The 22,152-nt window shown below is 64.9% G+C and carries 22 protein-coding genes; 6 read left to right on the top strand and 16 right to left on the bottom strand.

The window, feature by feature from the left end:
• The first annotated feature begins 57 nt into the window (after positions 1-57).
• Positions 58-891, top strand: a complete 834-nt coding sequence (locus FAZ11_RS16395) for a metallophosphoesterase family protein (RefSeq protein ID WP_058774082.1) — start codon at positions 58-60, stop codon at positions 889-891.
• 124 nt (positions 892-1,015) lie between these two features.
• On the top strand, positions 1,016-1,633 hold the full coding sequence (locus FAZ11_RS16400) for a DedA family protein (protein ID WP_058783738.1): 618 nt from the start codon (positions 1,016-1,018) through the stop codon (positions 1,631-1,633).
• Here FAZ11_RS16400 and FAZ11_RS16405 read toward each other — a convergent pair.
• The 9 genes from FAZ11_RS16405 to ttcA all read right to left on the bottom strand — a co-directional run bounded on the left by FAZ11_RS16405 (position 1,630) and on the right by ttcA (position 9,897).
• A complete protein-coding gene (locus FAZ11_RS16405) occupies positions 1,630-3,873 on the bottom strand; it encodes a xanthine dehydrogenase family protein molybdopterin-binding subunit (protein ID WP_058783739.1) in 2,244 nt (747 codons plus the stop codon). The genes FAZ11_RS16400 and FAZ11_RS16405 overlap by 4 nt on opposite strands.
• Positions 3,870-4,355, bottom strand: a complete 486-nt coding sequence (locus FAZ11_RS16410; RefSeq protein WP_058783740.1) for a (2Fe-2S)-binding protein — start codon at positions 4,353-4,355, stop codon at positions 3,870-3,872. Before FAZ11_RS16410 ends, FAZ11_RS16405 begins: the two co-directional genes overlap by 4 nt.
• A 2-nt stretch (positions 4,356-4,357) precedes the next feature.
• Positions 4,358-5,584 (bottom strand): cytochrome c, encoded by a 1,227-nt coding sequence (locus FAZ11_RS16415; protein WP_058783741.1) that lies wholly within the window; start codon positions 5,582-5,584, stop codon positions 4,358-4,360.
• Positions 5,585-5,900: 316 nt separating this feature from the next.
• A complete protein-coding gene (locus FAZ11_RS16420) occupies positions 5,901-6,221 on the bottom strand; it encodes a hypothetical protein (RefSeq protein WP_058762453.1) in 321 nt (106 codons plus the stop codon).
• Between the two features lie 54 nt (positions 6,222-6,275).
• Positions 6,276-6,809, bottom strand: a complete 534-nt coding sequence (locus FAZ11_RS16425) for a C40 family peptidase (protein ID WP_058783742.1) — start codon at positions 6,807-6,809, stop codon at positions 6,276-6,278.
• A gap of 96 nt (positions 6,810-6,905) precedes the next feature.
• A complete protein-coding gene (locus FAZ11_RS16430) occupies positions 6,906-7,571 on the bottom strand; it encodes a C40 family peptidase (protein WP_167497018.1) in 666 nt (221 codons plus the stop codon).
• 69 nt (positions 7,572-7,640) lie between these two features.
• On the bottom strand, positions 7,641-8,405 hold the full coding sequence (locus FAZ11_RS16435; RefSeq protein WP_058783744.1) for an NAD-dependent protein deacylase: 765 nt from the start codon (positions 8,403-8,405) through the stop codon (positions 7,641-7,643).
• Positions 8,402-9,073 (bottom strand): DNA-3-methyladenine glycosylase I, encoded by a 672-nt coding sequence (locus tag FAZ11_RS16440; protein ID WP_058779219.1) that lies wholly within the window; start codon positions 9,071-9,073, stop codon positions 8,402-8,404. The genes FAZ11_RS16435 and FAZ11_RS16440 overlap by 4 nt, the downstream gene beginning before the upstream one ends.
• Positions 9,073-9,897: a tRNA 2-thiocytidine(32) synthetase TtcA gene (ttcA, locus tag FAZ11_RS16445; protein ID WP_058762458.1), complete on the bottom strand. Its 825-nt coding sequence runs from the start codon at positions 9,895-9,897 to the stop codon at positions 9,073-9,075. Before ttcA ends, FAZ11_RS16440 begins: the two co-directional genes overlap by 1 nt.
• Before the next feature lie 97 nt (positions 9,898-9,994).
• On the opposite strand from ttcA, the gene FAZ11_RS16450 reads away from it, so the two are divergent.
• Together FAZ11_RS16450 and FAZ11_RS16455 are read left to right on the top strand one after the other, a co-directional pair.
• Entirely contained in the window at positions 9,995-10,615 is a 621-nt protein-coding gene (locus FAZ11_RS16450) for a DNA-J related domain-containing protein (RefSeq protein WP_058762459.1), read from the top strand.
• 19 nt (positions 10,616-10,634) lie between these two features.
• Complete coding sequence (locus tag FAZ11_RS16455) at positions 10,635-11,138, top strand: SprT family zinc-dependent metalloprotease (RefSeq protein ID WP_275045095.1); 504 nt, start codon at positions 10,635-10,637, stop codon at positions 11,136-11,138.
• 52 nt (positions 11,139-11,190) lie between these two features.
• On the opposite strand, the gene FAZ11_RS16460 is transcribed toward FAZ11_RS16455, so the two are convergent.
• Both FAZ11_RS16460 and htpG read right to left on the bottom strand, forming a co-directional pair.
• Positions 11,191-11,928, bottom strand: a complete 738-nt coding sequence (locus FAZ11_RS16460; protein WP_058762461.1) for a dienelactone hydrolase family protein — start codon at positions 11,926-11,928, stop codon at positions 11,191-11,193.
• Between the two features lie 214 nt (positions 11,929-12,142).
• Positions 12,143-14,047: a molecular chaperone HtpG gene (htpG, locus tag FAZ11_RS16465; protein ID WP_058787097.1), complete on the bottom strand. Its 1,905-nt coding sequence runs from the start codon at positions 14,045-14,047 to the stop codon at positions 12,143-12,145.
• A gap of 287 nt (positions 14,048-14,334) precedes the next feature.
• Between htpG and FAZ11_RS16470 the strand changes: the two genes are divergently transcribed.
• Positions 14,335-15,105: a hypothetical protein gene (locus tag FAZ11_RS16470; RefSeq protein WP_204957103.1), complete on the top strand. Its 771-nt coding sequence runs from the start codon at positions 14,335-14,337 to the stop codon at positions 15,103-15,105.
• Between the two features lie 172 nt (positions 15,106-15,277).
• Positions 15,278-15,559: a hypothetical protein gene (locus FAZ11_RS16475; RefSeq protein ID WP_058774091.1), complete on the top strand. Its 282-nt coding sequence runs from the start codon at positions 15,278-15,280 to the stop codon at positions 15,557-15,559.
• Between the two features lie 55 nt (positions 15,560-15,614).
• Here FAZ11_RS16475 and brnQ read toward each other — a convergent pair whose 3' ends face one another.
• The 5 genes from brnQ to odhB form a co-directional block, all read right to left on the bottom strand.
• The gene (gene brnQ / locus FAZ11_RS16480) at positions 15,615-16,958 is read right to left on the bottom strand and encodes a branched-chain amino acid transport system II carrier protein (RefSeq protein WP_058787098.1); all 1,344 of its coding nucleotides are present in this window, start codon (positions 16,956-16,958) and stop codon (positions 15,615-15,617) included.
• Between the two features lie 198 nt (positions 16,959-17,156).
• Entirely contained in the window at positions 17,157-18,044 is an 888-nt protein-coding gene (gene sucD, locus FAZ11_RS16485; RefSeq protein WP_058762465.1) for a succinate--CoA ligase subunit alpha, read from the bottom strand.
• Positions 18,044-19,210, bottom strand: a complete 1,167-nt coding sequence (gene sucC / locus FAZ11_RS16490; protein WP_058762466.1) for an ADP-forming succinate--CoA ligase subunit beta — start codon at positions 19,208-19,210, stop codon at positions 18,044-18,046. The genes sucD and sucC overlap by 1 nt, the downstream gene beginning before the upstream one ends.
• Positions 19,211-19,393: 183 nt before the next feature.
• Positions 19,394-20,830 (bottom strand): dihydrolipoyl dehydrogenase, encoded by a 1,437-nt coding sequence (gene lpdA / locus FAZ11_RS16495; protein ID WP_058767092.1) that lies wholly within the window; start codon positions 20,828-20,830, stop codon positions 19,394-19,396.
• Positions 20,831-20,910: 80 nt separating this feature from the next.
• On the bottom strand, positions 20,911-22,131 hold the full coding sequence (odhB, locus tag FAZ11_RS16500) for a 2-oxoglutarate dehydrogenase complex dihydrolipoyllysine-residue succinyltransferase (RefSeq protein WP_058762468.1): 1,221 nt from the start codon (positions 22,129-22,131) through the stop codon (positions 20,911-20,913).
• Between the last annotated feature and the right edge of the window lie 21 nt (positions 22,132-22,152).

Below are 22,152 nucleotides of genomic sequence, written 5' to 3' on the forward strand. Positions count from 1 at the left end.
GGATAGCTTGGCGCCGGTTGCGGTCGTAAAGGGGAATCCGTTGGAAACCAGGTCCTCATGACGACCCTCCTGCAAATCTCCGATACCCACTTCGGCACCGAGCAACCCACCGTGGTCGCGGCCCTGGAAGCCCATGTCCGCGAACACGGCGCCGATGTCCTCATCCTCTCCGGGGACATCACCCAGCGCGCCCGCCGCGAGCAATTCGCCGCCGCCAAGATCTTCGTCGAACGCTTGGAAAGCTACGGCATTCCCCGCACCCTGGTGATCCCGGGCAACCACGACCTACCGCTGTACAACGTCTTCGCCCGCTTCCTTACGCCGTACGGCAACTATCGTCGCCATTTCGGCCAGGATCTTGAGCCCAGCTTCGAGAACGACGAGCTGCTGCTGGTCGGTCTCAACACCACCGCCCCCCGTCGCCACAAGGATGGCGCGGTGAGTCTTGAGCAGATCGAGCGCGTGGCCGAGCGCCTGCACCGCGCCGGCCCTGGCAAGCTGCGCATCGTCATCGCCCACCAGCCCTTCGGCGCCCTCGAACTGAGCGACCTGAGCAATCTGCAGCACAACGCCGACCAGGCCCTGGCCACCTGGGCCGATGCCGGGCTGGATCTGGTGATGGGTGGCCACATCCATCTGCCCTATGTGCTGCCCCTGAGCCGGCAATATCCCACCCTGCCCCGCGAGGTCTGGATCGTCCAGGCCGGTACCGCCCTCTCCTCCCGCGTGCGCGGCACCTCGCCCAATTCCTTCAATCGCCTGCTGGTCGGCGAAGGCGCGGAAAAGACCGTGGACGTGGAGCGCTGGGATTTCCAGGGCGATCGTTTCGTGGTCGGTGAGCGCCATGCCCTGCGCTGGCAGGCGGCACGCGACGCCCTGGCGGCGACCTGAAGCCAAAAACCGCTCTACTGCGGACTCCTGCGCACTTTCGCCAATGGAAATTGATTCAAGCTGTTGAAACGGCCGGCGGAATTTGAACGGCGCGTAGTCTTAGGATTTTCGGCAGGAGCGGCCCATGGAATCCTTGACTCAATCACTGCTTGGCTTCATCGAAACCCATCAGGCCTGGGCGCCGCTGATCGTCGGCCTGCTCGCCTTCGGCGAGTCCCTGGTGTTGCTCGGTGTCTTCATCCCGGCCACCGCGCTGATGCTGGTGGTCGGCGGCCTGGCCGGCTCGGGCGTGCTGGCTCCGATACCCCTAGTGCTGGCGGCCATCATCGGCGCTATCGTCGGCGACATCTGCTCCTACCTCATCGGGCGTTGGCTCGGCCCGGGCATCGTGCACCGGCCGCCGTTCCGCCGCTATCGCAAGCAGGTGGCCAGGACGCGGCTGTTCTTCCGCCGCTACGGCTTCTTCGCGGTGTTCGGCGGACGCTTCCTGACCATGATCCGCAATACCGTGCCCCTGGTGGCCGGGATGATGGCCATGAATCAACTGCGCTTCCAGTCGGCCAACGTGCTCTCCGCCATCGTCTGGGCACCGCTGATGATGGCGCCGGGGTATCTGGCGGCCAAGGGCATCGACCGCTTCAGTTTCGCCGGCAACGAGCCGCTGTGGATCGGGGCCGGCATGGTCGCCCTGCTGGGGGCGGGCGGCGTACTCTTCTTCAAGCAGCGGCTGAGACGCGTCTAGACTGCGGCCAGCGCCGCGAGCAGCCGCGCCCGCGTCAGGGGCACCTCGCGCAGGCGCACGCCGGTCGCCGCGGCCACTGCGTTGGCGATGGCCGCCGGGATAGCTGCCGTGGTGGCCTCGCCGGCGCCCACCGCGGGTTCTTCAGGGCGGTCGAGCAATTCCAGCTCCAGCTCGGGCAACTCGCTGAAGGTCAGCGGTGGATAGGCGCCCCACTCCAGGCTGGTCACGCCTTGATGATCGAATTGCACCGCCTGTTTGAGGGTACGGGCAATGCCCTGTACCACGCAGCCTTCCAATTGATTGCGCAGGCCATCGGGATTCACGATGAGGCCGCAATCATGGGCCACCACCACCCGGGTGACCCGGATACCCGTCGCTCGACTCACCGCCACCTCGACCACGGCAGCCACATAGGCGTTCTCGTTTTCGTAGCGCAGAAAGGCCAGGCCCTGGCCGGTCACCGCCGTGCCATCCCAGGCGCCGCTGCGTCTGACCGGGGACTGCCAATTCGCCTTGCTCGTGGCTGCCTGCAACACCTCGCGCGCCCTGGCGTCCTGCAGATAGCGCAGGCGGAACTCCAGCGGATCGACACCGGCCGCCAGCGCCAGCTCATCCATGAAGGATTCGTTGGCGAAGGTATTGCCTACCGCGCCCAGGGCCCGCAGCGCCGAGGGTCGCAGCGGCGAATCGCCGGCCTCCAGCCAGTGGGTCGCTACCTGGATATTGATTAGGTCGTAGTTCAACGGCGCATTGCGATTACCCCCACCACGACCGCCCTTGAGCGGCAGGCTGTAGGCCAACTGTCCGGCCAGCAGCGCCGCCGCGCCGGTCTGGCCATTGGGGCGGGTCAAATGGGTCGGCGTCCAGTTGGCGAAGCGCCAGGCGAGCAGATCACCCGCGGCGCTTAGGCCACCCGCCAGACGCATCAGCATCGCCGGACCCTTGGGATTCCAGCCATGCTCGTCGGCCCGGCTCCATTGCACCCGCACCGGTCGGCCGCAGAGCTTGGACAGCAGCGCCGCATCGGCCGCCGCATCGTCGGCGCCGTTATGGCCGTAGCAGCCGGAGGCCTGCTGATAGATGACGTGGATGCTGTCTTCCGGCAGTTTCAGCAATTCCGCCAAGGCTGCGCGTAGCTGATAGACGCCCTGGGTGCCACTCCAGACGGTGGCGCCATCCGCGCGCACCTCGGCCACCGCGCAGGAGGGGCCGATGGAGTCGTGATTCTGATAGGGCCAGCGATACTCGGCCTCCAGCCGCTGCGCCGCCTGTTGCAATTCCAGCTCGACGTCGCCGGCCTCCTGCTGGATGTCGGCCGGCCCCGCCTTGGCCTCCAAGAGTCCATAGAGCTCGCCGGGCAACGGCAGGTCCGGCACCAGGTTCCACTCGACCTTCAACGCCGCCGCGCCTTGCCGCGCGAGCCACGGCTGCGCCGCCAGCACCGCGACGAAGGCGCCCTCGTACACCAGCTGCGCGCCCGCGGGCAGCGCGCTGGCATCGATGCCACGAATGCTCACCCCGGCCAGCCGCGCCGAGCCGGTACAGGGCGGTCGCACCACGCAGCCGTGTAGCATCCCGGGCAGGCGCAGGTCATGGACGTAGTCGAAACTACCGAACAGCTTGGCCGGGATGTCTTCCCGCGGCACCGAGGTGCCGACCAGGCGATAGTCCTTCACGGCTCTCGTCCGCACGGCCTGATTGACCAGCCGCCCCAGCGGTCGCCCGCCGACCAGTTCGCCATAGCTGACGAAACGCCCTGTCGGATCGCCGCGATACACCACGCGGCCATCGACCGTGTCCACCACCGCCAGATCCAGCCCCAGGCGTCGCGCCCCTTCCAGGAACAGGAACTGCCGGGCACTGGCGGCGGCCTTGCGTAATTGCGCGCCGCCCACCTGCAGGCTCTTGCTGCCGGCGGTGATGCCCTGGTCGGGAGTCAGCCGGGTATCCCCCTGGATCAACCGGGTGGCGGCAAAGGCCACGCACAGTTCCTCAGCCACGATCTGGCGCAGCGCGGTGCTGACTCCGGTACCCAGTTCCACCTTGCCGCTGTAGACGGTGACCTGCCCCTGGGCATCCACCGCCAGCCAGGCATCCAGCTGGCGCTCGTCGAGTGTCTTGGCCATGGCGGCCGGATCACTGGGCGTCGGCAGCACCTGAGCCCTGACCGGTCGCTGCAGGCTGAAACCCAGCAGCAACACCGCGCTGCCGCCGAGAAAGGTGCGTCGCGACAGCGTCATGCCGGAGCCTTCCCGCCGTCGCGCAGCAACACAGCTGCCCGCTTCACCGCTCGCAGGATGCGATAGTGGGTGCCGCACCCACAGAAATTGGCCGCCAATGCCTGACGGATCTGCGCATCGCTCGGCTCGGGCACGCGCTCGAGCAGCGCCCGGGCGGTCATCACCATGCCGGGGATGCAATAGCCGCATTGCGCCGCCTGCTCTTCGATAAAGGCCTGCTGCAAGGCATGGGGGGCGTCGGGCGTACCCAAGCCTTCCAGGGTCAGCAGCTCTCGACCGACGAAGGACGCCGCCGGCAGTAGGCAAGCGCGCACCGGCTTGCCATCCGCCAACACCGTGCAAGCCCCGCATTCACCCAGACCACAGCCGAACTTCGGCCCCTTGAGCCCCAGCTCGTCACGCAGGACATCCAGCAAGGGCATGCGCGGATCGACATCGAGTGGGCGCGTCTCGCCGTTGACCCTGAGTTCGATGGCCGCCACCGCTATTTCTCCCGTTCCCGTGCCGCCGCCACGTCCTCGGGACGGATGTCGGCGGCATGGCCGCCGAAGCGGCGGCCGATGTAGTTGGCCAGATCGGCAATCTGGCTGTCGCTGAGCAGATCGCGGTAGGCCGGCATGAAGGCATGCTCGGTGCGTCCCTGGCGTTCGAGTCCGTCGAGCAGCACCCGGACCAGGTTGGTCCCCTTAGGATCACGCACCGCCGAATAATTACTGAAGGAATGCGGATAGGGCCCAGCCGGCCCGCGATCATCCGGCGCATGGCAGCTGGCGCAAGCCGACTGCAATAACGCGGCGCTCTCCGCTTCGGCGGCACTGAGCGTCCCGGCTTCGCCCGGCGGCTGGACCTCCGCCCGCGCCGGCACCGCGCCAGGCTGAGCCGGCAAGGTGCGCAGGTAGGCAATCAGGGCACCGAGGTCGGCGTCGTTCAGATAGCGGGTACCACCGCTCACCACCTCGGCCATGGGGCCCGCCGCTACCGCCTCGCCACGTTGATGGCCTTCGCGCAGGTAGCTGGCCAACTTGGCATCGCTCCAACCGCCAAGGCCGCGCGGGTCGGCCGTGAGATTCCAGGCGGTCCAGCCCTGCTGGGTCGCTCCGGCGTAGGCGCGACCGCTGTCGAGCCCCTGGCTCCAGGTGCGCGGCGTGTGACACTCCTGACAGTGTCCGACCGCCTCGGCCAGGTAGGCGCCCTGCGCCACCTGGGCATCCGCCAAGGTGGGAAGCGGACCCGGCGTGAAATTCAGCCACTTCCAGCCGCGGATCAGCGCCCGTTGGTCGAAGGGAAAGCGTAGCGCGTTGGCGGGCGGCGCATAGGGCACCGGCCGCTGGACCCGCAGGAAGGCGAAGATGGCGGCCACGTCTTCATCGCTCAAACGGGTAAAGGCCGTATAGGGAAACGCCGGATAGAGCTGCTCGCCATCACGACCGAGGCCTTCGTGCAATGCCCGGCGAAACTGGTCCTCGGTCCAATCACCCAGGCCGAGTTGGCGATCCGGGGTGATGTTGCTCGAATAGAGCCGACCGAACGGGGTATCGAAGGCGACGCCACCGGCGAAGGGCGCACCGTCGGGTCGGGTATGGCAGCCTTGGCAGTTACCCAGGCGAGTGAGGTATTCACCGCGAGCCAGCTCGGCCTCGTCTGCGCGGGCCAGCACGGCGGAACCCAGAAGCAGGATCCCCGCCAGACACGGCAGGGCAAAGGATCTCATCGACTCTCCTCATGAGGTCGAACCGGACTGGCCGGTTCTGCCTTGGCTTTGCCGTCATCCTAATCGCAGCAGCAGCCAGCCGTGGCGCGCGACCCTGGAGCTGGGACACAGGCGACAGTTTTGGCGATGCCCCCCTCACTGGGCTTTACATCTCCGCCGACAGCCGACTCGCTTCGACCTCCCACAGCAGAGGCCCCCTCACCCAGAGCGCCGGCAGCCACGCAGGCTCCCCGATGCTTTGATTACCGCCCCCGCCCCACTCAGAAAACGCAGGATAGATCCCTAACAATGAACCACTCTATAGGGGTGGTATTATTCAGCGTTTGGGCACGAAGCCGTCGGGCTTGGCCGCCAGCCAGTCGACGAATTGGCGGATGCGCGCATCGCTGAGCAGCAGTTCGCGGCTGTTGTATTCCAGCGCCAGGGTCTTTTCGTCGAAGGTCTGATGGATGTGGTTGTGGCAGGGCCGGCAGACCCAAAGGGTGGCGGTGATGCGGCTGACGCGGTCGAATTTCTTGCGTACGTAGGCCTTGTCGTGCAGCGAACGGGGGATCAGGTGATGACGGGTGAGCGGCGCCGCCCGGCCGCACAGCTCGCAACGAGCCGGCTGGGGCGGCAGACGTATCGCCTGGGGCATGATGGGCTCCGCTCGGGCTGGATGCCTATTCGAGCGGTCCGGACGGAACGGGGTTCAATAGCCGCCGGCGAGGCTCGGCGTGACCAATACCCGCTTGGCCTGCAGGTAGCTCTTCTGCCAATAGGGCTTGGCCAGACTGTCCAGCCGCACCGTACCGCCGGTACGAGGTGCGTGGACGAAACGCCCCTCCCCTACGTAGATGCCGGCGTGACTCACCTCGCGCCCGCCCGCCGTGGCGAAGAAGATCAGGTCACCGGGCTGCAAGGCGTTGCGCGCCACGTTGGGCGAACCCAGGCTGATCAGCTCGCGGGTCGAACGCGGCAAGGTCACACCCGCCGCATCGCGATACACGTAGCCGATCAGGCCACTGCAATCGAAACCACCCGCGGGCGTGTTGCCACCATAACGATAGGGCGTGCCGACCAGGCCGATGGCGCGGAACAATACATCGTTGGCCGCCTGAGCTTGGCTCTCCAGCACCGGCCGGGAGACGACCGGTGCGGGAGCGGGTGCCTGGGGTGGGCTGCCGACGCAGGCGGCCAGCAACAAAAAGGCGCAATACAATCCTAGGCGAGCCGCATGCGGCATGGGGAAGATCCTTAGTTATCCATCGATCGCCGCCGGCCTGCCACGCAGCACCGACGGGTCCTCGAAACGCACCGGCGATGATCGCCCAGGTACGTCTCAGCGCAATACGCGCTTGCCTTCCAGGAAACTCACCTTCCAGTACTGTTCGTCCAGGCTGTCCACCCGCACGCCCCCACTGCGACGACTGGAGGAATGGATGAACTTGCCGTCGCCCATGTAGATACCGGTGTGACTGACCCGACCACGGCCGTTGCTATTGAACAGCAACAGATCGCCGGGTTCCAGATCGTTCTTGCTCACCACCGGTACTTCGAGGTTGATGATCTCACGGGTCGAGCGCGGCAGCGTCATACCGGCTCGCTCGCGGAACACGTAATTGACGAAGCCACTGCAATCGAAACCGGCCAGGGTACTGCCGCCCTTGCGATAGGGCGTGCCGACCAGTTGGGTGGCGCGATTGAGGATTTGGTCCGCCAGATTCGGCAGCGCTTGGCGCGGGCCGACTTCACTTTCCCAATCGAGCCGCTGCGGCGCCCGGGTGTGGGGGAAGACCGGGCGTTGCGCATTGCCGTCGTTTTCCACGGCGGCTGGCTCGAGACCATTCGCAGCCGAGCCATGCAAGGAGGCGGTCTGGAAGGTCCGGGAAGGGCCAATGTGATCTTGATTGACGACGGAGTCCGGGCTTTGCGGTGCACTCGCGCAAGCGGCGAGCAGACAGACCAGAGACAGGGGCACGAGGGGTGCGAGGCGATTCCTTGGCATGGGCACGACCGTGTCGTTTTTTCAAAGTTTCGACACCTTGCCGACCTGAGTCACAGATGGCAAGTTTTTTTATCGTTTCGTGTGACTCAAAAGCCGAGGAAGGACGTCTACGGCCCTTTTTTCGATCTGAACGGTCGCCGCGGCGCTGAGCGACGAGCGGTCGGGATTGATTTCGATGAGATGACCGTACGTGGCCAGGGTCCGGGCGATGGGCTCCTGGATATAGGCAAAGGCCGCCGTGGTGCCTACCGCGATCACCAGGTCGAAGCCTCCGTCCAGGGCCTGCTGCAGACGCTGCAATTCCATCACCGGCAGCGCCTCTTCAAACAGCACCACGGGAGGACGCAGAATACCGCCACATTCCGGGCAGCACGGTGGCAGTGTTCCATGCAGATAGGCTTGAGAATTCGCCACTGCCTGGCTACAGACCATGCATGCCAGCGGTTCCAACTGCCCATGGATCTCGATCAGCCGCTCGGGCGGGTAGCCCGATTGACGATGAAAGCCATCGATGTTCTGGGTCAGCACCCAGGCGGCGGGCTGGCGCCGACCGAAGTCGGCAATGGCCTGATGCGCCGCGTTCGGCGCAGCCGCGACGCAGGCGCGCCCGATTTGCGCCAGATACCGCCAGCAGATGTCGGGACGCCGCCGCAGCATGCTGCCCGAGAGCGCCGCCTCGATGGGAATACCCTCGTCGGTGAGGCCGTTGTACAGCCCGCCCAGCCCACGATAGGTCGGCAGTCCAGAGTCGGCCGACAAGCCGGCCCCGGTGATGAACAGCACCCGCTCGGCCCGCTCCAGCAGCCGCCGGGCGCGCGCCAGGGCGTCGCTCAATGGTTCACCGTCAGGGCCAGCATCACCGACAGCTGGCACAGCGGCCGTCCGCTCTGTTCCTGCCAGAGATTGAAGGCCTCCTGCATCTTCTGCCGGTCGCGCTTGGCGGTGGGCGCCTTGTCGAGGATGTTCTGCGCCTTGAGCGCCGCCACCACGTCATCGGTCGCCAGAAAGGTGTCCTTGCCGGCCATGCGCAGGAATCGCTGAGCCGACAGACCACCCAACTGATTGCCGCGCTTGGTCAGCAGCTCCCACAGCCCGACGATGTCCTGCTCGGGCCACTCCGCCAGCAGTTGGCCGAAGCTGCCGTGGCTGCGCTGAAAATCGAGCACCATCTGGGCATTGAGCGGCACGCTGCGCAGCTTGCCCAGGTGCCGGATCAGCCGGGCGTCCTGCATCAGCCGCTCCAGTCGTTCGCCGCCCATGAGCACCACCTTCTCCGGGTCGAAGCCGAAGAAGACCTCTTCGAAGGCCGGCCACTTGGCATCCACCAGGCTGTGCTTGAGCCCGGCGCGGAAGATCCGCCGGGTCAGCAGCGACAGGTAGCGGTCATCGCCGACCGCTTTCAAGGTCGCGGCGTCCACCGGGCGTGGCAGGCGCGCCTCCAGCGCCGCGGGGGAGCCACAGCGATTCAGCGTGTACTCGAGCAGCCAGGCGTAATCTCGCATCAGAGATTCATCACCTGGACGAAGCGCGGCGTGGCGTTGTCATCGACCTTGAGACTGGCGAAGTCGAACAGTTCACGATCGGCCAATTGCGACGGCACCACGTTCTGCAGGGCGCGGAACATGATCTCGGTACGGCCCGGGGTCTTGCGCTCCCACTCCAGCAGCATCTCCTTGACCACCTTGCGCTGCAGGTTTTCCTGGGAGCCACAGAGGTTGCAGGGAATGATGGGGAACTCGCGCAGCACCGCGTAGGCTTCGATGTCCTTCTCGCTGCAATAGGCCAGCGGACGGATCACCACGTTGCGACCGTCGTCGGCACGCAGCTTGGGTGGCATGGACTTGAGGGTGCCGCCATGGAACAAATTGAGGAAGAAGGTTTCTACCATGTCATCGCGATGATGGCCGAGCGCCATCTTGGTCGCACCTATCTCGTCGGCGAAGGTATAGAGAATGCCCCGGCGCAGGCGCGAGCACAGCGAGCAGGTGGTTTTGCCCTCTGGGATCTTCTCCTTCACCACGGAATAGGTATCACGTTCCAGAATGTGGTACTCGACCCCCAGCTCCTTCAGGTACTGGGGTAAAACGTGTTCAGGAAAGCCCGGCTGTTTCTGGTCGAGGTTGACCGCCACGATCTCGAAACGGATAGGCGCGACCTTCTGCAGGTAGAGCAGCACGTCGAGCAGGGTGTAGCTGTCCTTGCCACCGGACAGGCAGACCATGACCTTGTCGCCGTCCTCGATCATGTTGTAGTCGGCGATGGCTTCGCCGGTAAGACGACGCAGGCGTTTCTGCAGCTTGTTCTGGTTGACCGAAAGGGTGCCCATGGATGAATCCGCGAAAGGAAAAAACGAAAGGCCGGCATTTTACGCGCAAAGCGCTCCGCGCCCTACCCCGAACGTCAGCCGGGAGCGACCAGCGACCATGAACGAGGCGCTGGAACTGAAGGCGGCGCTGCACCGCGAACTGCTGCGCGCCGGCACCTGCCTGTCGGAATACGAGTTGCTGCAGGCCTTGCGCCGTGCCGGGTCGCCCTTCGTGCCGCCCCGCCCGGTCACCGACAACTACGAACTCTTCCGGCTGCATTTCCGCGTGTTCAACGCGCTCTACCGGCTGCGGGACGAATTGCGCGCCGAACAGCGCGCGGAACTGGTCATCAGCGCGCTGCGCATCGAACTACGGCCCTACCTCGGGGCCCGTCCCGGCCTGGTGGTGGCCGACCCGCTGCGTGCCTATTACCTGGATCTCAGCCAGCTGGACACCACGACGCCGGAAGACGTGGCGAATCTGCTCAATCATTTCTGGGCCCTGGTGAATGGCGAATCCGACCTGCTGGAGGCGCTGCGCCTACTCGGCCTGGATCGCTCGGCGGACTACGGCCAGATCCGTCGCCGCTATCGCCAGCTCGCCAGCCGCCACCATCCCGATCATGGCGGCAGCACCGGTCGCCTGCAGGCCATCAACGCGGCCATGGATACGCTAAGACGCCACTACGGCCATCAGCCGACCGCGGACGCTAGGGCACAGGCACGCGCTTCGGCATAATCACCCTCCTCGCCAGAGGTTGCCCATGCCTGAACAACTCCACGCCCGGGTCGAAGACTGCTATCGGCAGGCCGAGGCCTTCTTCAAGCGCCGTTTCCCCCGCCCCGAAGTCAGCTTGGCCCTGCGCGGCCAGCGCGCCGGGGTCGCCCATCTCACCGAGAACCGGCTGAGATTCAACCAGCTGCTCTATCAGCAGAACCACAGCCACTTCCTCGAGCAGACCGTCGCTCACGAGGTGGCTCATCTGGTGGCGCACCAGCTGTTCGGTGGGGCCATTCGCCCCCATGGCGAGGAGTGGCAACTGATCATGCGCGGCGTCTATGGCCTGCCACCGGATCGCTGCCACACCTACGAACTGCCGCAACGGGCACGCACCCTCTACCTGTATCGCTGCAGTTGCCCGGATGGGCGCTTCGAATTCACGGCCCAGCGCCATGCCTTGGTACGCAAGGGCCGGCGCTATCTGTGCCGGCGCTGCCGGGCACCGCTGAACTACGCCAACGAGGTCATCCGCAGCGAATGACCTTGTTGCCTGCCGAGGTGAATCAGAAACCCGGCAGGCGTCGGACCTGGGCCTAGCCCCGCGCGAAGACTTCGTCGAACAAGTTGTGCATCGCCAGGAAGGCGCGCTTGGCCACCACCGGGTGATACTGCTGCTTGCCCGGATTGTTGGCCGCGGGATCGGTGAAGGAATGCACCGCGCCGCCATAGCTCAGCAGTTGCCAATCCACCTGGGCGGCGTCCATTTCCTGACGGAAGCCGGCGAGTTGCTCGTCCGGCACCAGCGGATCGGCGGCGCCGTGCAGCACCAGCACCGGACCGGTGATCCGCGCCGCATCGGCGGGTGTGGGAGTATCTAAATTGGCGTGGAAGGTCACCACGGCGCTCAGCGCCGCCCCGTCGCGGGCCAGTTCCAGGGCCGCGCAACCGCCGAAGCAGAAGCCGATGGCGGCGATCTGGTGGACGTCCACCGCCGCGCTTTCCGCCTGGGCGACCAGCGCGGCATAGGCCGCCTGCATGCGTTGACGCAGCAGGCCACGGTCGCCGCGGATTGGCGTCATGGCCGCGAGGGCTTCGTCGGCATTCTGCGGGCGCACGTCCCGGCCATAGAAATCGACCACCAGATAGGCCAGGCCATCGGCCTCGGCCAGTTGCTTGGCCTGCTCCACGGCGCCATTGGAGACGCCCATCCAATTCGGCGCGAACAGCACGCCCGGGCGGGTGGGATGACCGCTGGTGGCGTACACCAGTTGGCTCTCGAACGGCTGCCCATCGATTTCGTAGGGAACGGGTTTTACAGTGACATCGACCATGGGGTCCTCCGGAGGGTAGAAAGAGAGAAGCCCGCCTAAGATCCTGTTCAAAGCCTGCTGCGCGTCGGCCAAACGGCGTTGAAAAGACCCTGGGTCGCCAGCCCGGTCGGAATGCTCATTTACCATGCGTAAACTCCGCTTCCTCAGGTCTTTTCGCCTTGTTTGTCTCTAGCTCGCGAGGCTTTTAACAGGCCCTAAGCGGGCTTCTGCATCTTTAAGCGGACAATTCCACCAGCAATTTGTTTAACCGGCGGACATAGGCGGCGGGGTCCTTGAGGCTGTCGCCCGCGGCCAGCGCCGCCTGATCGAACAGGATGTGCGACAGGTCGGCGAAGCGGTCTTCATCGGGCTCGCCATCGAGTTTCTCGATCAGCGGATGCTGCGGATTGATCTCGAAGATCGGCTTGGAATCCGGTGCCTTCTGGCCGCTGGCTTCCAGGATCCGGCGCATCTGCAGGCCGAGGTCCTGCTCGCCTATGGCCAGGATCGCCGGCGAATCAGTCAGGCGATGGGACACGCGCACCTCGCTGACCTGGGCGTCCAGGGCCTGCTTGAGGCGCTCGACCAGGCCTTCCTTGGCCTTGGCCACCTCTTCCTGGGCTTGCTTGTCTTCTTCGCTGTCCAGCTTGCCGAGGTCGAGATCGCCACGGGCGACGTCGACGAAGTGCTTGCCGTCGAACTCGGTGAGATAGCTCATCAGCCACTCGTCGATGCGATCGGTCAGCAGCAGCACCTCGACCCCCTTCTTGCGGAAGACTTCCAGGTGCGGACTGTTCTTGATCTGGGCGTGGCTCTCGCCGGTCAGGTAGTAGATCTTGTCCTGGCCTTCCTTCATCCGGCCGAGGTAGTCGGCCAGGGAAACGTTCTGCGCATCGTCGCCATTGTGGGTCGAGGCGAAGCGCAGCAGGCCAGCGATCTTCTCGCGGTTGGCGAAGTCTTCCGCCGGACCTTCCTTGAGCACCTGGCCGAAGTGGCCCCAGAACGACTGGTACTTCTCCGGCTCGCTCTTGGCCAGCTTCTCCAGCATGTCCAGCACGCGCTTGGTCAGTGCCGACTTCATGGAGTCGATCACCGGGTCCTTCTGCAGGATCTCACGGGAGACGTTCAGCGACAGGTCGTTGGAGTCCACCACACCCTTGATGAATCTCAGGTACAGCGGCAGGAACTGGTCGGCCTGGTCCATGATGAAGACGCGCTGCACATAGAGCTTGAGGCCCTTGGGCGCTTCGCGCTGGTAGAGGTCGAAGGGTGCACGAGCCGGCACGTACAGCAGCGAGGTGTATTCGAGCTTGCCCTCGACCTTGTTGTGGCTCCAGGTCAGGGGATTCTCGAAGTCATGGCCGACGTGCTTGTAGAACTCCTGGTAGTCCTCGTCCTTGAGTTCGGTACGCGGACGAGTCCAGAGCGCGCTGGCGCGGTTGACGGTTTCCCATTCCTGCTCAGCGGGTTTTTCCTCGTCGCTGCCGTGGTGTTCCTTGGGCAGCTCGATGGGCAGGCCGATGTGGTCGGAGTACTTCTTGACCACGTTACGCAGCCGCCAGCCGTCGGCGAATTCGGTTTCCTCGGGCTTGAGGTGCAGCACGATGCGCGTACCGCGCTCGGGCTTGTCGATGGTCGCGACCTCGAACTCCCCCTCACCCTTGGACGACCAGCGCACGCCTTCCGCGGCGGGATGGCCGGCACGACGGGTATAGACATCGACCTGGTCAGCGACGATGAAGGCCGAGTAGAAGCCCACACCGAATTGGCCGATGAGATTGGAATCCTTCTTCTGGTCACCGCTTAAGTTCTTCAGGAAGTCGGCGGTGCCGGACTTGGCGATGGTACCGAGGTGGGCGATGACCTCTTCCCGGCTCATGCCGATGCCGTTGTCTTCGAGGGTGACGGTGCCGGCTTCCTTGTCGAAGCTCAGGCGAATCTTCAGCGTATCCCCGCCTTCGAGCAGTTCGGGCTTGGACAGCGCCTCGAATCTGAGCTTGTCGGCCGCGTCGGAGGCGTTGGAAATCAATTCGCGCAGGAAGATTTCCTTGTTGGAATACAGCGAGTGAATCATCAGGTGAAGCAGCTGCTTCACTTCGGTCTGGAAGCCTAGGGTTTCCTTTTGAGTCTCCACACTCATGCTACGAACTCCGCAATCGATAGATACGCGCCAGTTGCTCTGGCGATGACGCGGAGATGGGGGCTGCCCGTGGTATTTCAAGGCTGGCGCCTGGTGGGAAGCCGTCGTTCGTGGCGCCTCTCCCATTCCTGCCGCGCTTCGTCCGGCGCTGCGCATAAGCCAACTTCCCCAGCAAAGCAATAGCGAATCTGACCGATTGCGCGTGCCGGGCTGGCGGTCGATGGTGCCGCTCGAGCACCCGCGACCGAGACGCACGAGCGCCGGTCGATAGCCCCCGAGGAGCCCCCATGCCGCCGCCTTCCGTACCCGCTGCCCTGCTGTTCGCGACCACCCTGGCCCTGGTGGCCTGTGATCCACCCGCGGAGCCAGCCAAGACCGCTCCCCGAGCCACCGAAGCACCCCAGGCGAATAACGCCGCCATCAGCGCCCTGCCCGCTCTGCATGTCGTCCTCACCTGGGAATCGCTTCCCAATGGTGAAAATATGGTGCTCAAGAATTATCGGGCGAAGCTCGACGCCTGTCAGGGCGCCGGCTGGCCCACCCGGGCGCTGTCGGCGGAAGAGGAAGCCAAGCTTGGCAAAGGTGAGATCGACATTGCCATCGATGCCCGCCGCCAGGCTGCGCGCCAGATCCAGTGGAGCTTCGGCACCGCAGGCGACGATGATCGAAGCACCTGCCTGATCACGCTGGAAGCGCACGAGGACCAGGGCGAGATCGAGGACCAGGACGGCATTTACGAAGCCATCGACGACGCCACCCGCAACCAGTCGCGGCTGACCTACCAGGCCGCTGGCTGGACCTTGCTGGGTGAAGCCGAGGTCCAGGGACAGCCCTGTACCCGCTGGCGGAACGAGCGTCAGGAGGTCTGCATGTGGTCAGGCGGGTTGAAGTGGGGCTTCAGCGAAGCGCCGGCCGATGTAGCGGGCTGCAGCATCGCTGGCGCCGGCGACTATCTGACCGATATTCCGCTGCTGGGCCAGCCCCTACAGGGTGGCGGCTGCCGCTTGCAGGTCAAGACGTTCAGCCTGGGCAAGGGGCTGCTACCCGCGAGTCGATGAGGGCTCACGCCCACCCCAAAGGCGCGCTCCACGCCGTAAAGCCCCAGGCAGACGTCGCTCGCAAGTTAGTGAAGCGGCGCTTAAATCTGCAGATCAACGCGGCGAAGCGAGGAACTTAGCTTTCAAACCGGCGTTCGAACGGGCTGTTGTGTAGTTCATAAGGAGAAAACACATGAGAAAGCCCTTCGCCATCGCCCTACTCTTCACTGCCGCCTTCGGCCTCGCCGCCTGTGACAAGCCTTCCGAAAACAAGGCCCAGGATGCTGCCAAGACCGAACAGAAAGCCCAGGAAAATCTGAACAAAGCTGCCGAGCAGAGCAACAAGGCTGCCGAACAACGCAATGAAGCCGCTGCCGAGGCTGCCAAGGAGCAGTCCAAGGGCGAGGCGACTTCGGTCAACCCGGCCACTGGCACCACCAACGGCACCGCGCCGGCTACCCAGCCCAAGCCGTAAGCCAACCGGATATGAAAAAGCCCGCTGCTGCGGGCTTTTTCATGGCTGGCGAAAATCAGGAGCGCGAGGGGCGCCCTTCGACGCCCGCCTCTTCCACCTGCCCCTTGCCTCTCACGCTTTCCAGCGCCAAGGCCACGAGGCCCACTGCCACCGCTGGCAACAGCCAGCCCAGGCCCGAGTCCGCCAGGGGGAGCCAGAGCACCGCGGCATTCAGATAGGGCACCGCCAGGTGCGCGGCCTGCAGGCCGTCGAGGATGCCGAAGGCCAGCGCCACCAGCAGCACCGGACCTAGGATGCGGCCGGGCGCCGCCCAGCGCGAGCTGAAGAAGCTCAGCACCACCAGGGCGATGCAGGGCGGATAGATGGCGGTGAGGATGGGCACCGAGACCTGGATCAGCTGGGTCAGGCCCAGGTTGGAGACCAGCAGCGAGAAGGCCGCCAGCAGGACCACCAGGCTGCGATAGCTGAACGGCAGGAACTCACTGAAGAACTCCGCGCAGGCGCAGGTCAGGCCCACCGCCGTGACCAGACAGGCCAGGGTGATCAGCACCGCCAGGAAGTCGCTGCCGACGCTGCCGAAGGTGTGCTGTACGTAGGCATGCAGGACCTCGGCGCCATTGCTGGCATGGGGCACCAACGCCCCGCTGCCGGCGCCGAGCTGGAACAGGCTCAGATAGACCAGTACCAGGCCGACCCCGGCGATCAGCCCGGCGATGATGGTGTAGCGCGTCAACAGCTCGGGCGCCGTCACGCCGCGCGCGCGGATGGCATTGACGATGACGATGCCGAACACCAGGGCGCCAAGGGTATCCATGGTCAGGTAACCGTTGACGAAACCTTGGGACAGCGCCCGCGACGCGTATTCGGGCGCCGCGGTGGCGGGTCCGCCTGCCGGCCAGAACAGCGCGGCACCGCCGAGCACCGCCAGTGCCAGGATCTTCAGCGGGCCGAGGAAGCGTCCCACGGTGTCGAGCAGGCGCCCCGGATAGAGGGACACCACCAGCACCACCAGGAAGTACACCAGGCTGTAGAGGAACAAGGGGACCGGACCACTGCCCAGCAGCGGCGCGACGCCGACCTCGAAGGACACCGTAGCGGTCCGCGGCGTGGCGAACAGCGGTCCTACCGAGAGATAGCAGACGATGGCCAGCACCCGCGCCGCCGTCCGGCCGAGGGGTTTGCTGAGGGCATCCATGCCGCCGCCGACCCGCGCCAGGGCGATCAGGGTCAGCACCGGCAAGCCGACCGCGGTGAGCAGGAAGCCCAGGGCGGCGCTCCAGACGTGCTCACCGGCCTGCAGGCCGACGATGGGGGGAAAGATGATGTTGCCCGCGCCGACGAACAGCGCGAACGTCATGAATCCGAGGGCCAGGACGTCCCGGCTTTGCAAAGCTTTCATGGAAGGCAGTACCAGCAATGAGGAAAACGAAGCAGCCCGCCCTCTTGGGAGCAGGTCTTGGTAGCGCCACGACGTGGCCGATGGAGCGGAAAGGTTGTCATCCTAACGAATTACCTGCGAAAAGGCAGCCGGCAGGCGATGAGGCGCCCTACAACGAAAAAGGCCGCCCGAAGGCGGCCTCTTTCCAGTCAGTCAGGCTCAGGCCTTCTTGACTTCCCAACCGGTCAGCTCGGCCAGGGCCTTACCGATGTCGGCCAGGGAACGCACGGTTTTCACACCAGCGTCCTGCAGCGCGGCGAACTTCTCGTCCGCAGTGCCCTTGCCGCCGGAGATGATGGCGCCGGCGTGGCCCATGCGCTTGCCGGGCGGAGCGGTGACACCGGCGATGTAGGACACCACCGGCTTGGTCACGTTGGCCTTGATGTAGGCCGCGGCTTCTTCTTCGGCGCTGCCGCCGATCTCGCCGATCATCACGATGGCTTCGGTCTTCGGATCGTCCTGGAACAGCTTCAGGATGTCGATGAAGTTCGAGCCCGGGATGGGGTCGCCGCCGATGCCCACGCAGGTGGACTGGCCGAAGCCGGCGTCGGTGGTCTGCTTCACGGCTTCATAGGTCAGGGTGCCGGAGCGCGACACGATACCGACCTTGCCCGGCAGGTGGATGTGACCGGGCATGATGCCGATCTTGCACTCGCCGGGGGTGATGACGCCGGGGCAGTTCGGGCCGATCAGGCGTACGCCCAGTTCGTCGCACTTCACCTTGGCATCCAGCATGTCGAGGGTGGGGATACCCTCGGTGATGCAGACGATCAGCTTGATGCCACCGAAGGCGGCTTCCAGGATGGAGTCCTTGCAGAAGGGAGCCGGAACGTAGATCACCGAGGCATCGGCGCCGGTGGCTTCCACGGCTTCCTTGACGGTGTTGAACACCGGCAGGCCCAGGTGGGTGGTGCCGCCCTTGCCGGGGGTCACGCCGCCGACCATCTGGGTGCCGTAGGCGATGGCCTGTTCGGAGTGGAAGGTACCCTGGCTACCGGTGAAGCCCTGGCAGATGACCTTGGTGTCTTTGTTGATCAGGACGCTCATTACTTACCCTCCGCGGCCTTGACGACCTGCTGGGCAGCGTCGGTCAGGCTGGTTGCCGCGATGATGTTCAGGCCGCTTTCGGCCAGGACCTTGGCACCGAGTTCGGCGTTGTTGCCTTCGAGGCGAACCACGACCGGCACCTTCACGCCGACTTCCTTCACGGCACCGATGATGCCTTCGGCGATCATGTCGCAGCGCACGATGCCGCCGAAGATGTTCACCAGAACGGCCTTCACGTTGCTGTCGGACAGGATGATCTTGAACGCTTCGGTCACGCGCTCTTTGGTCGCGCCACCGCCGACGTCCAGGAAGTTGGCCGGCTTGCCGCCGTGCAGGTTGACGATGTCCATGGTACCCATGGCCAGACCGGCACCGTTGACCATGCAGCCGATGCTGCCTTCCAGGGCCACGTAGTTCAGTTCCCACTTCTGCGCATGGGCTTCACGGGCGTCGTCCTGCGACGGGTCGTGGAAGGCGCGCAGCTTGGGCTGACGGTAGATGGCGTTGCTGTCGATGTTGATCTTGGCATCCAGGCAGTGCAGGTTGCCGTCCTTCTTGATCACCAGCGGGTTCACTTCCAGCAGCGCCAGGTCGTAGTCCTGGAACAGCTTGGCCAGACCGACGAAGATCTGGGTGAATTGCTTGATCTGGTCACCTTTCAGGCCCAGCTGGAAAGCCAGGTCGCGACCCTGGTAGGGCTGAGCGCCCACCAGCGGATCGATGGTGGCCTTGAGAATCTTCTCCGGAGTGTCGTGCGCGACCTTCTCGATGTCCACGCCACCTTCGGTGGAAGCCATGAACACGATGCGGCGGCTGGAACGATCGACCACGGCGCCCAGATAGAGCTCCTTGTCGATGTCGGTGCAGGATTCGACCAGGATCTTGCTGACCGGCTGACCGTTGGCGTCGGTCTGGTAGGTCACCAGACGCTGGCCCAGCCACTTGGCGGCGAATTCCTTGGCTTCTTCTTTGCTCTTGACCAGCTTCACGCCACCGGCCTTACCGCGGCCACCGGCATGTACCTGGGCCTTGACGACCCACTCGTCGCCGCCGATACGGCCGCAAGCCTCGTAGGCCTCCTGGGGGGTGTCTACAGCGAAGCCTTTGGAAACGGGCAGGCCGTATTCAGCGAACAGCTGCTTACCCTGATACTCGTGGAGATTCATGCTTGTCTACCGTCTTCGTTGGGTATTGCGCATTAGACGCTGTGCGTTCTCCGCGCCGTCCTCCGGACGGTCACGGGCACCGCGCCACCTGTGACCCCTACTGCGCAGGGGTCCGAGGCGCCTTCCTGCGGTGGAGCCCAAGGGCTCCACGGCGGTCGGCGACCCCGTGGTTCCGTAAATCTCTTACCGCTTCTTGCGATTCACGGCGTGGATCGCATGACCGTTCACCGCCAGAGCCGCTTCGTGCAGCGCCTCGGACAGGGTCGGGTGCGAGAACACCATCATGCCCAGGTCTTCGGCGCTGGAGCCGAATTCCATGGCGATGGCGCCCTGCTGGACCAGCTCTGCCGCGCTCGGGCCAACCACATGGACGCCCAGGACGCGATCGGTCTTGGCATCGGCCACGACCTTGACGAAGCCGGCGGTATCGTTGGCTGCCAGAGCACGACCGCTGACCGCGAAGGGGAAGGTACCGACGTTGACTTCGACGCCTTCGGCCTTCAGGGCCTGCTCGGTCTTGCCGACCCACGCGATTTCCGGGTGGGTGTAGATCACCGAGGGCACCAGATCGTAGTTCATCTGGGCCTTGTGACCGGCGATGCGCTCGGCGACCATGACGCCCTCTTCCGAGGCCTTGTGCGCCAGCATCAGACCGCGTACGCAGTCACCGATGGCATAGACGCCCGGCACGCTGGTGGCGCAGTAGTCGTCGACGTAGATGTAGCCACGCTCGTCGCTTTCCACGCCGCTGTCGGACGCCAGCAGGTCGGTGGTGACCGGACGCCGGCCCACGGCAACGATCAGGCGATCGAAGGTGATCTGCTTCTCTTCACCGCCTTCGGTGTAGTTGACGGTGACTTCTTCACCGTTGACTTGGGAGCCGGTCACCCGGGCGCCCAGACGAATGTCCAGACCCTGCTTGGAGAGGATCTTGTAGGCTTCCTTGGAGACCTGGTCATCGGCGGCGACCAGGAACTTGTCCAGGGCTTCCAGCACGGTGACTTCGGCACCCAGGCGGGCCCAGACCGAACCCAGTTCCAGGCCGATGACGCCGGCACCAATCACGCCCAGACGCTTGGGCACGCTCTGGAATTCCAGGGCGCCGGTGGAGTCGACGATGACCTTCTGGTCCACCGGAGCCGGGGGGATGTCGATGGGACGCGAGCCGGAGGCCAGGATGACGTTCTCGGCCTCGACCACCTGCACGTTACCGTCCAGGCCGGTGACTTCGACCTTCTTGCCGGACAGCAGCTTGCCGTTGCCTTCCAGCAGGGTCACGCCGTTCGCCTTGAACAGGGTGGCCACGCCGCCGGTGAGGTTCTTCACGATCTGGTCCTTGCGGCCGATCATGGTGGGTACGTCGATGGTGACGTTCGGCGCATCGATGCCGTGCACCTTAAAGCCCTCGTGGGCCTCATGGTACTTGTAGGAGCTGTCCAGCAGCGCCTTGGACGGAATGCAACCCACGTTCAGGCAGGTACCGCCCAGGGCGATCTTGCCTTCCTTGCCCTTGTAGCGCTCGACACAGGCCGTCTTCAGGCCCAGCTGCGCGGCGCGGATGGCGGCCACGTAGCCACCAGGGCCGGCGCCGATCACCACTACGTCGAATTTGTCGCTCATACACTAATCCCCTTGGAGCAGCTTCAGGCATGGAAACTTGAAGCGGTGCGTGGCCCCTGCCCCGCACCGCGAGAGCCGGATCAGATGTCCAGCAGCAGACGGGCCGGATCTTCCAGCAGGTCCTTCATGGTGACCAGGAAGGTCACGGCTTCCTTGCCATCGATCAGGCGATGATCATAAGACAGCGCAAGATACATCATCGGCAGGATGACGACCTGGCCGTTCACCGCCATGGGGCGTTCCTGGATCTTGTGCATGCCCAGGATCGCGGTCTGCGGCGGGTTGACGATGGGGGTGGACAGCAGCGAACCGAAGACACCACCGTTGGAGATGGTGAAGGTACCGCCCTGCATGTCTTCCATGGTCAGCTTGCCGGCCTTGGCCTTCTTGCCGAAGTCGGCGATGGTGCCTTCCACTTCCGCCAGGCTCATGAACTCGGCGTTGCGCAGCACCGGAACCACCAGGCCACGGTCGCTGGACACGGCGACGCCGATGTCCTGGTAGCCGTGGTAGACGATGTCATTGCCGTCGATGGAGGCATTGACGCCCGGCTGACGCTTGAGCGCCTCGGTGGCGGCCTTGACGAAGAAGGACATGAAGCCCAGACGCACGCCATTGTGCTTCTTCTCGAACATGTCCTTGTACTTGGAGCGCAGGTCCATGATCGGCTTCATGTTGACTTCGTTGAAGGTGGTCAGCATGGCCATGCTGGACTGGGCTTCAACCAGGCGCTCGGCGACCTTGGCCCGCAGACGGGTCATGGGCACGCGCTTCTCGGTGCGGTCACCCGCGGCGGTCACCACCGGAGCGGCGGCAGCGGCAGGCTTGGCAGCCGGAGCGGCGGCGCCGGACTTCTTGGCCTCGACGGCAGCCACGGCATCTTCCTTGGTGACGCGACCGCCCTTGCCGGTACCGACCAGGGTAGCCGGGTCGATGCCGTTCTCTTCGGCGATCTTGCGCGCGGCGGGGGCCAGGATCGGATCCTCGTCGCTACCAGCGGCCGCCGGAGCGGCGGCCGGGGCACTGGCAGCCGCTGGCTGAGCGGCCGGGGCGGCGGCAGCGGCGCCCTCCTGGATGCGAGCGATGACTTCTTCGCTCAGCACGGTATCGCCTTCGTTCTTGATGACTTCGGCCAGGACACCATCGGCAGGAGCCACTACTTCCAGGACGACCTTGTCGGTCTCGATGTCCACCAGCAGCTCGTCACGCTTGACGGCTTCGCCCGGCTTCTTGTGCCAGGTGGCGACGGTGCCATCGGCGACCGATTCAGGGAAGGTAGGGGCTTTGATCTCGATAGCCATTCTATGAATTTCCTTAATGAT

The sequence above is a fragment of the Pseudomonas rhizoryzae genome (assembly GCF_005250615.1).
GTDB lineage: Bacteria > Pseudomonadota > Gammaproteobacteria > Pseudomonadales > Pseudomonadaceae > Chryseomonas > Chryseomonas rhizoryzae.

Excerpts from the sequence above, each read along its gene's own strand:
- lpdA (WP_058767092.1), bottom strand. The coding sequence starts at position 20,830 with ATGAGCGACAAATTCGACGTAGTGGTGATCGGCGCCGGCCCTGGTGGC.
- FAZ11_RS16425 (WP_058783742.1), bottom strand. The coding sequence starts at position 6,809 with ATGCCGCATGCGGCTCGCCTAGGATTGTATTGCGCCTTTTTGTTGCTG.
- FAZ11_RS16395 (WP_058774082.1), top strand. The coding sequence starts at position 58 with ATGACGACCCTCCTGCAAATCTCCGATACCCACTTCGGCACCGAGCAA.
- sucC (WP_058762466.1), bottom strand. The coding sequence starts at position 19,210 with ATGAATCTCCACGAGTATCAGGGTAAGCAGCTGTTCGCTGAATACGGC.
- FAZ11_RS16415 (WP_058783741.1), bottom strand. The coding sequence starts at position 5,584 with ATGAGATCCTTTGCCCTGCCGTGTCTGGCGGGGATCCTGCTTCTGGGT.
- FAZ11_RS16470 (WP_204957103.1), top strand. The coding sequence starts at position 14,335 with ATGCCGCCGCCTTCCGTACCCGCTGCCCTGCTGTTCGCGACCACCCTG.
- FAZ11_RS16400 (WP_058783738.1), top strand. The coding sequence starts at position 1,016 with ATGGAATCCTTGACTCAATCACTGCTTGGCTTCATCGAAACCCATCAG.
- FAZ11_RS16460 (WP_058762461.1), bottom strand. The coding sequence starts at position 11,928 with ATGGTCGATGTCACTGTAAAACCCGTTCCCTACGAAATCGATGGGCAG.
- FAZ11_RS16420 (WP_058762453.1), bottom strand. The coding sequence starts at position 6,221 with ATGCCCCAGGCGATACGTCTGCCGCCCCAGCCGGCTCGTTGCGAGCTG.
- FAZ11_RS16430 (WP_167497018.1), bottom strand. The coding sequence starts at position 7,571 with ATGCCAAGGAATCGCCTCGCACCCCTCGTGCCCCTGTCTCTGGTCTGT.
- FAZ11_RS16450 (WP_058762459.1), top strand. The coding sequence starts at position 9,995 with ATGAACGAGGCGCTGGAACTGAAGGCGGCGCTGCACCGCGAACTGCTG.
- FAZ11_RS16475 (WP_058774091.1), top strand. The coding sequence starts at position 15,278 with ATGAGAAAGCCCTTCGCCATCGCCCTACTCTTCACTGCCGCCTTCGGC.
- sucD (WP_058762465.1), bottom strand. The coding sequence starts at position 18,044 with ATGAGCGTCCTGATCAACAAAGACACCAAGGTCATCTGCCAGGGCTTC.
- htpG (WP_058787097.1), bottom strand. The coding sequence starts at position 14,047 with ATGAGTGTGGAGACTCAAAAGGAAACCCTAGGCTTCCAGACCGAAGTG.
- odhB (WP_058762468.1), bottom strand. The coding sequence starts at position 22,131 with ATGGCTATCGAGATCAAAGCCCCTACCTTCCCTGAATCGGTCGCCGAT.
- FAZ11_RS16440 (WP_058779219.1), bottom strand. The coding sequence starts at position 9,073 with ATGCGAGATTACGCCTGGCTGCTCGAGTACACGCTGAATCGCTGTGGC.
- FAZ11_RS16405 (WP_058783739.1), bottom strand. The coding sequence starts at position 3,873 with ATGACGCTGTCGCGACGCACCTTTCTCGGCGGCAGCGCGGTGTTGCTG.
- brnQ (WP_058787098.1), bottom strand. The coding sequence starts at position 16,958 with ATGAAAGCTTTGCAAAGCCGGGACGTCCTGGCCCTCGGATTCATGACG.
- ttcA (WP_058762458.1), bottom strand. The coding sequence starts at position 9,897 with ATGGGCACCCTTTCGGTCAACCAGAACAAGCTGCAGAAACGCCTGCGT.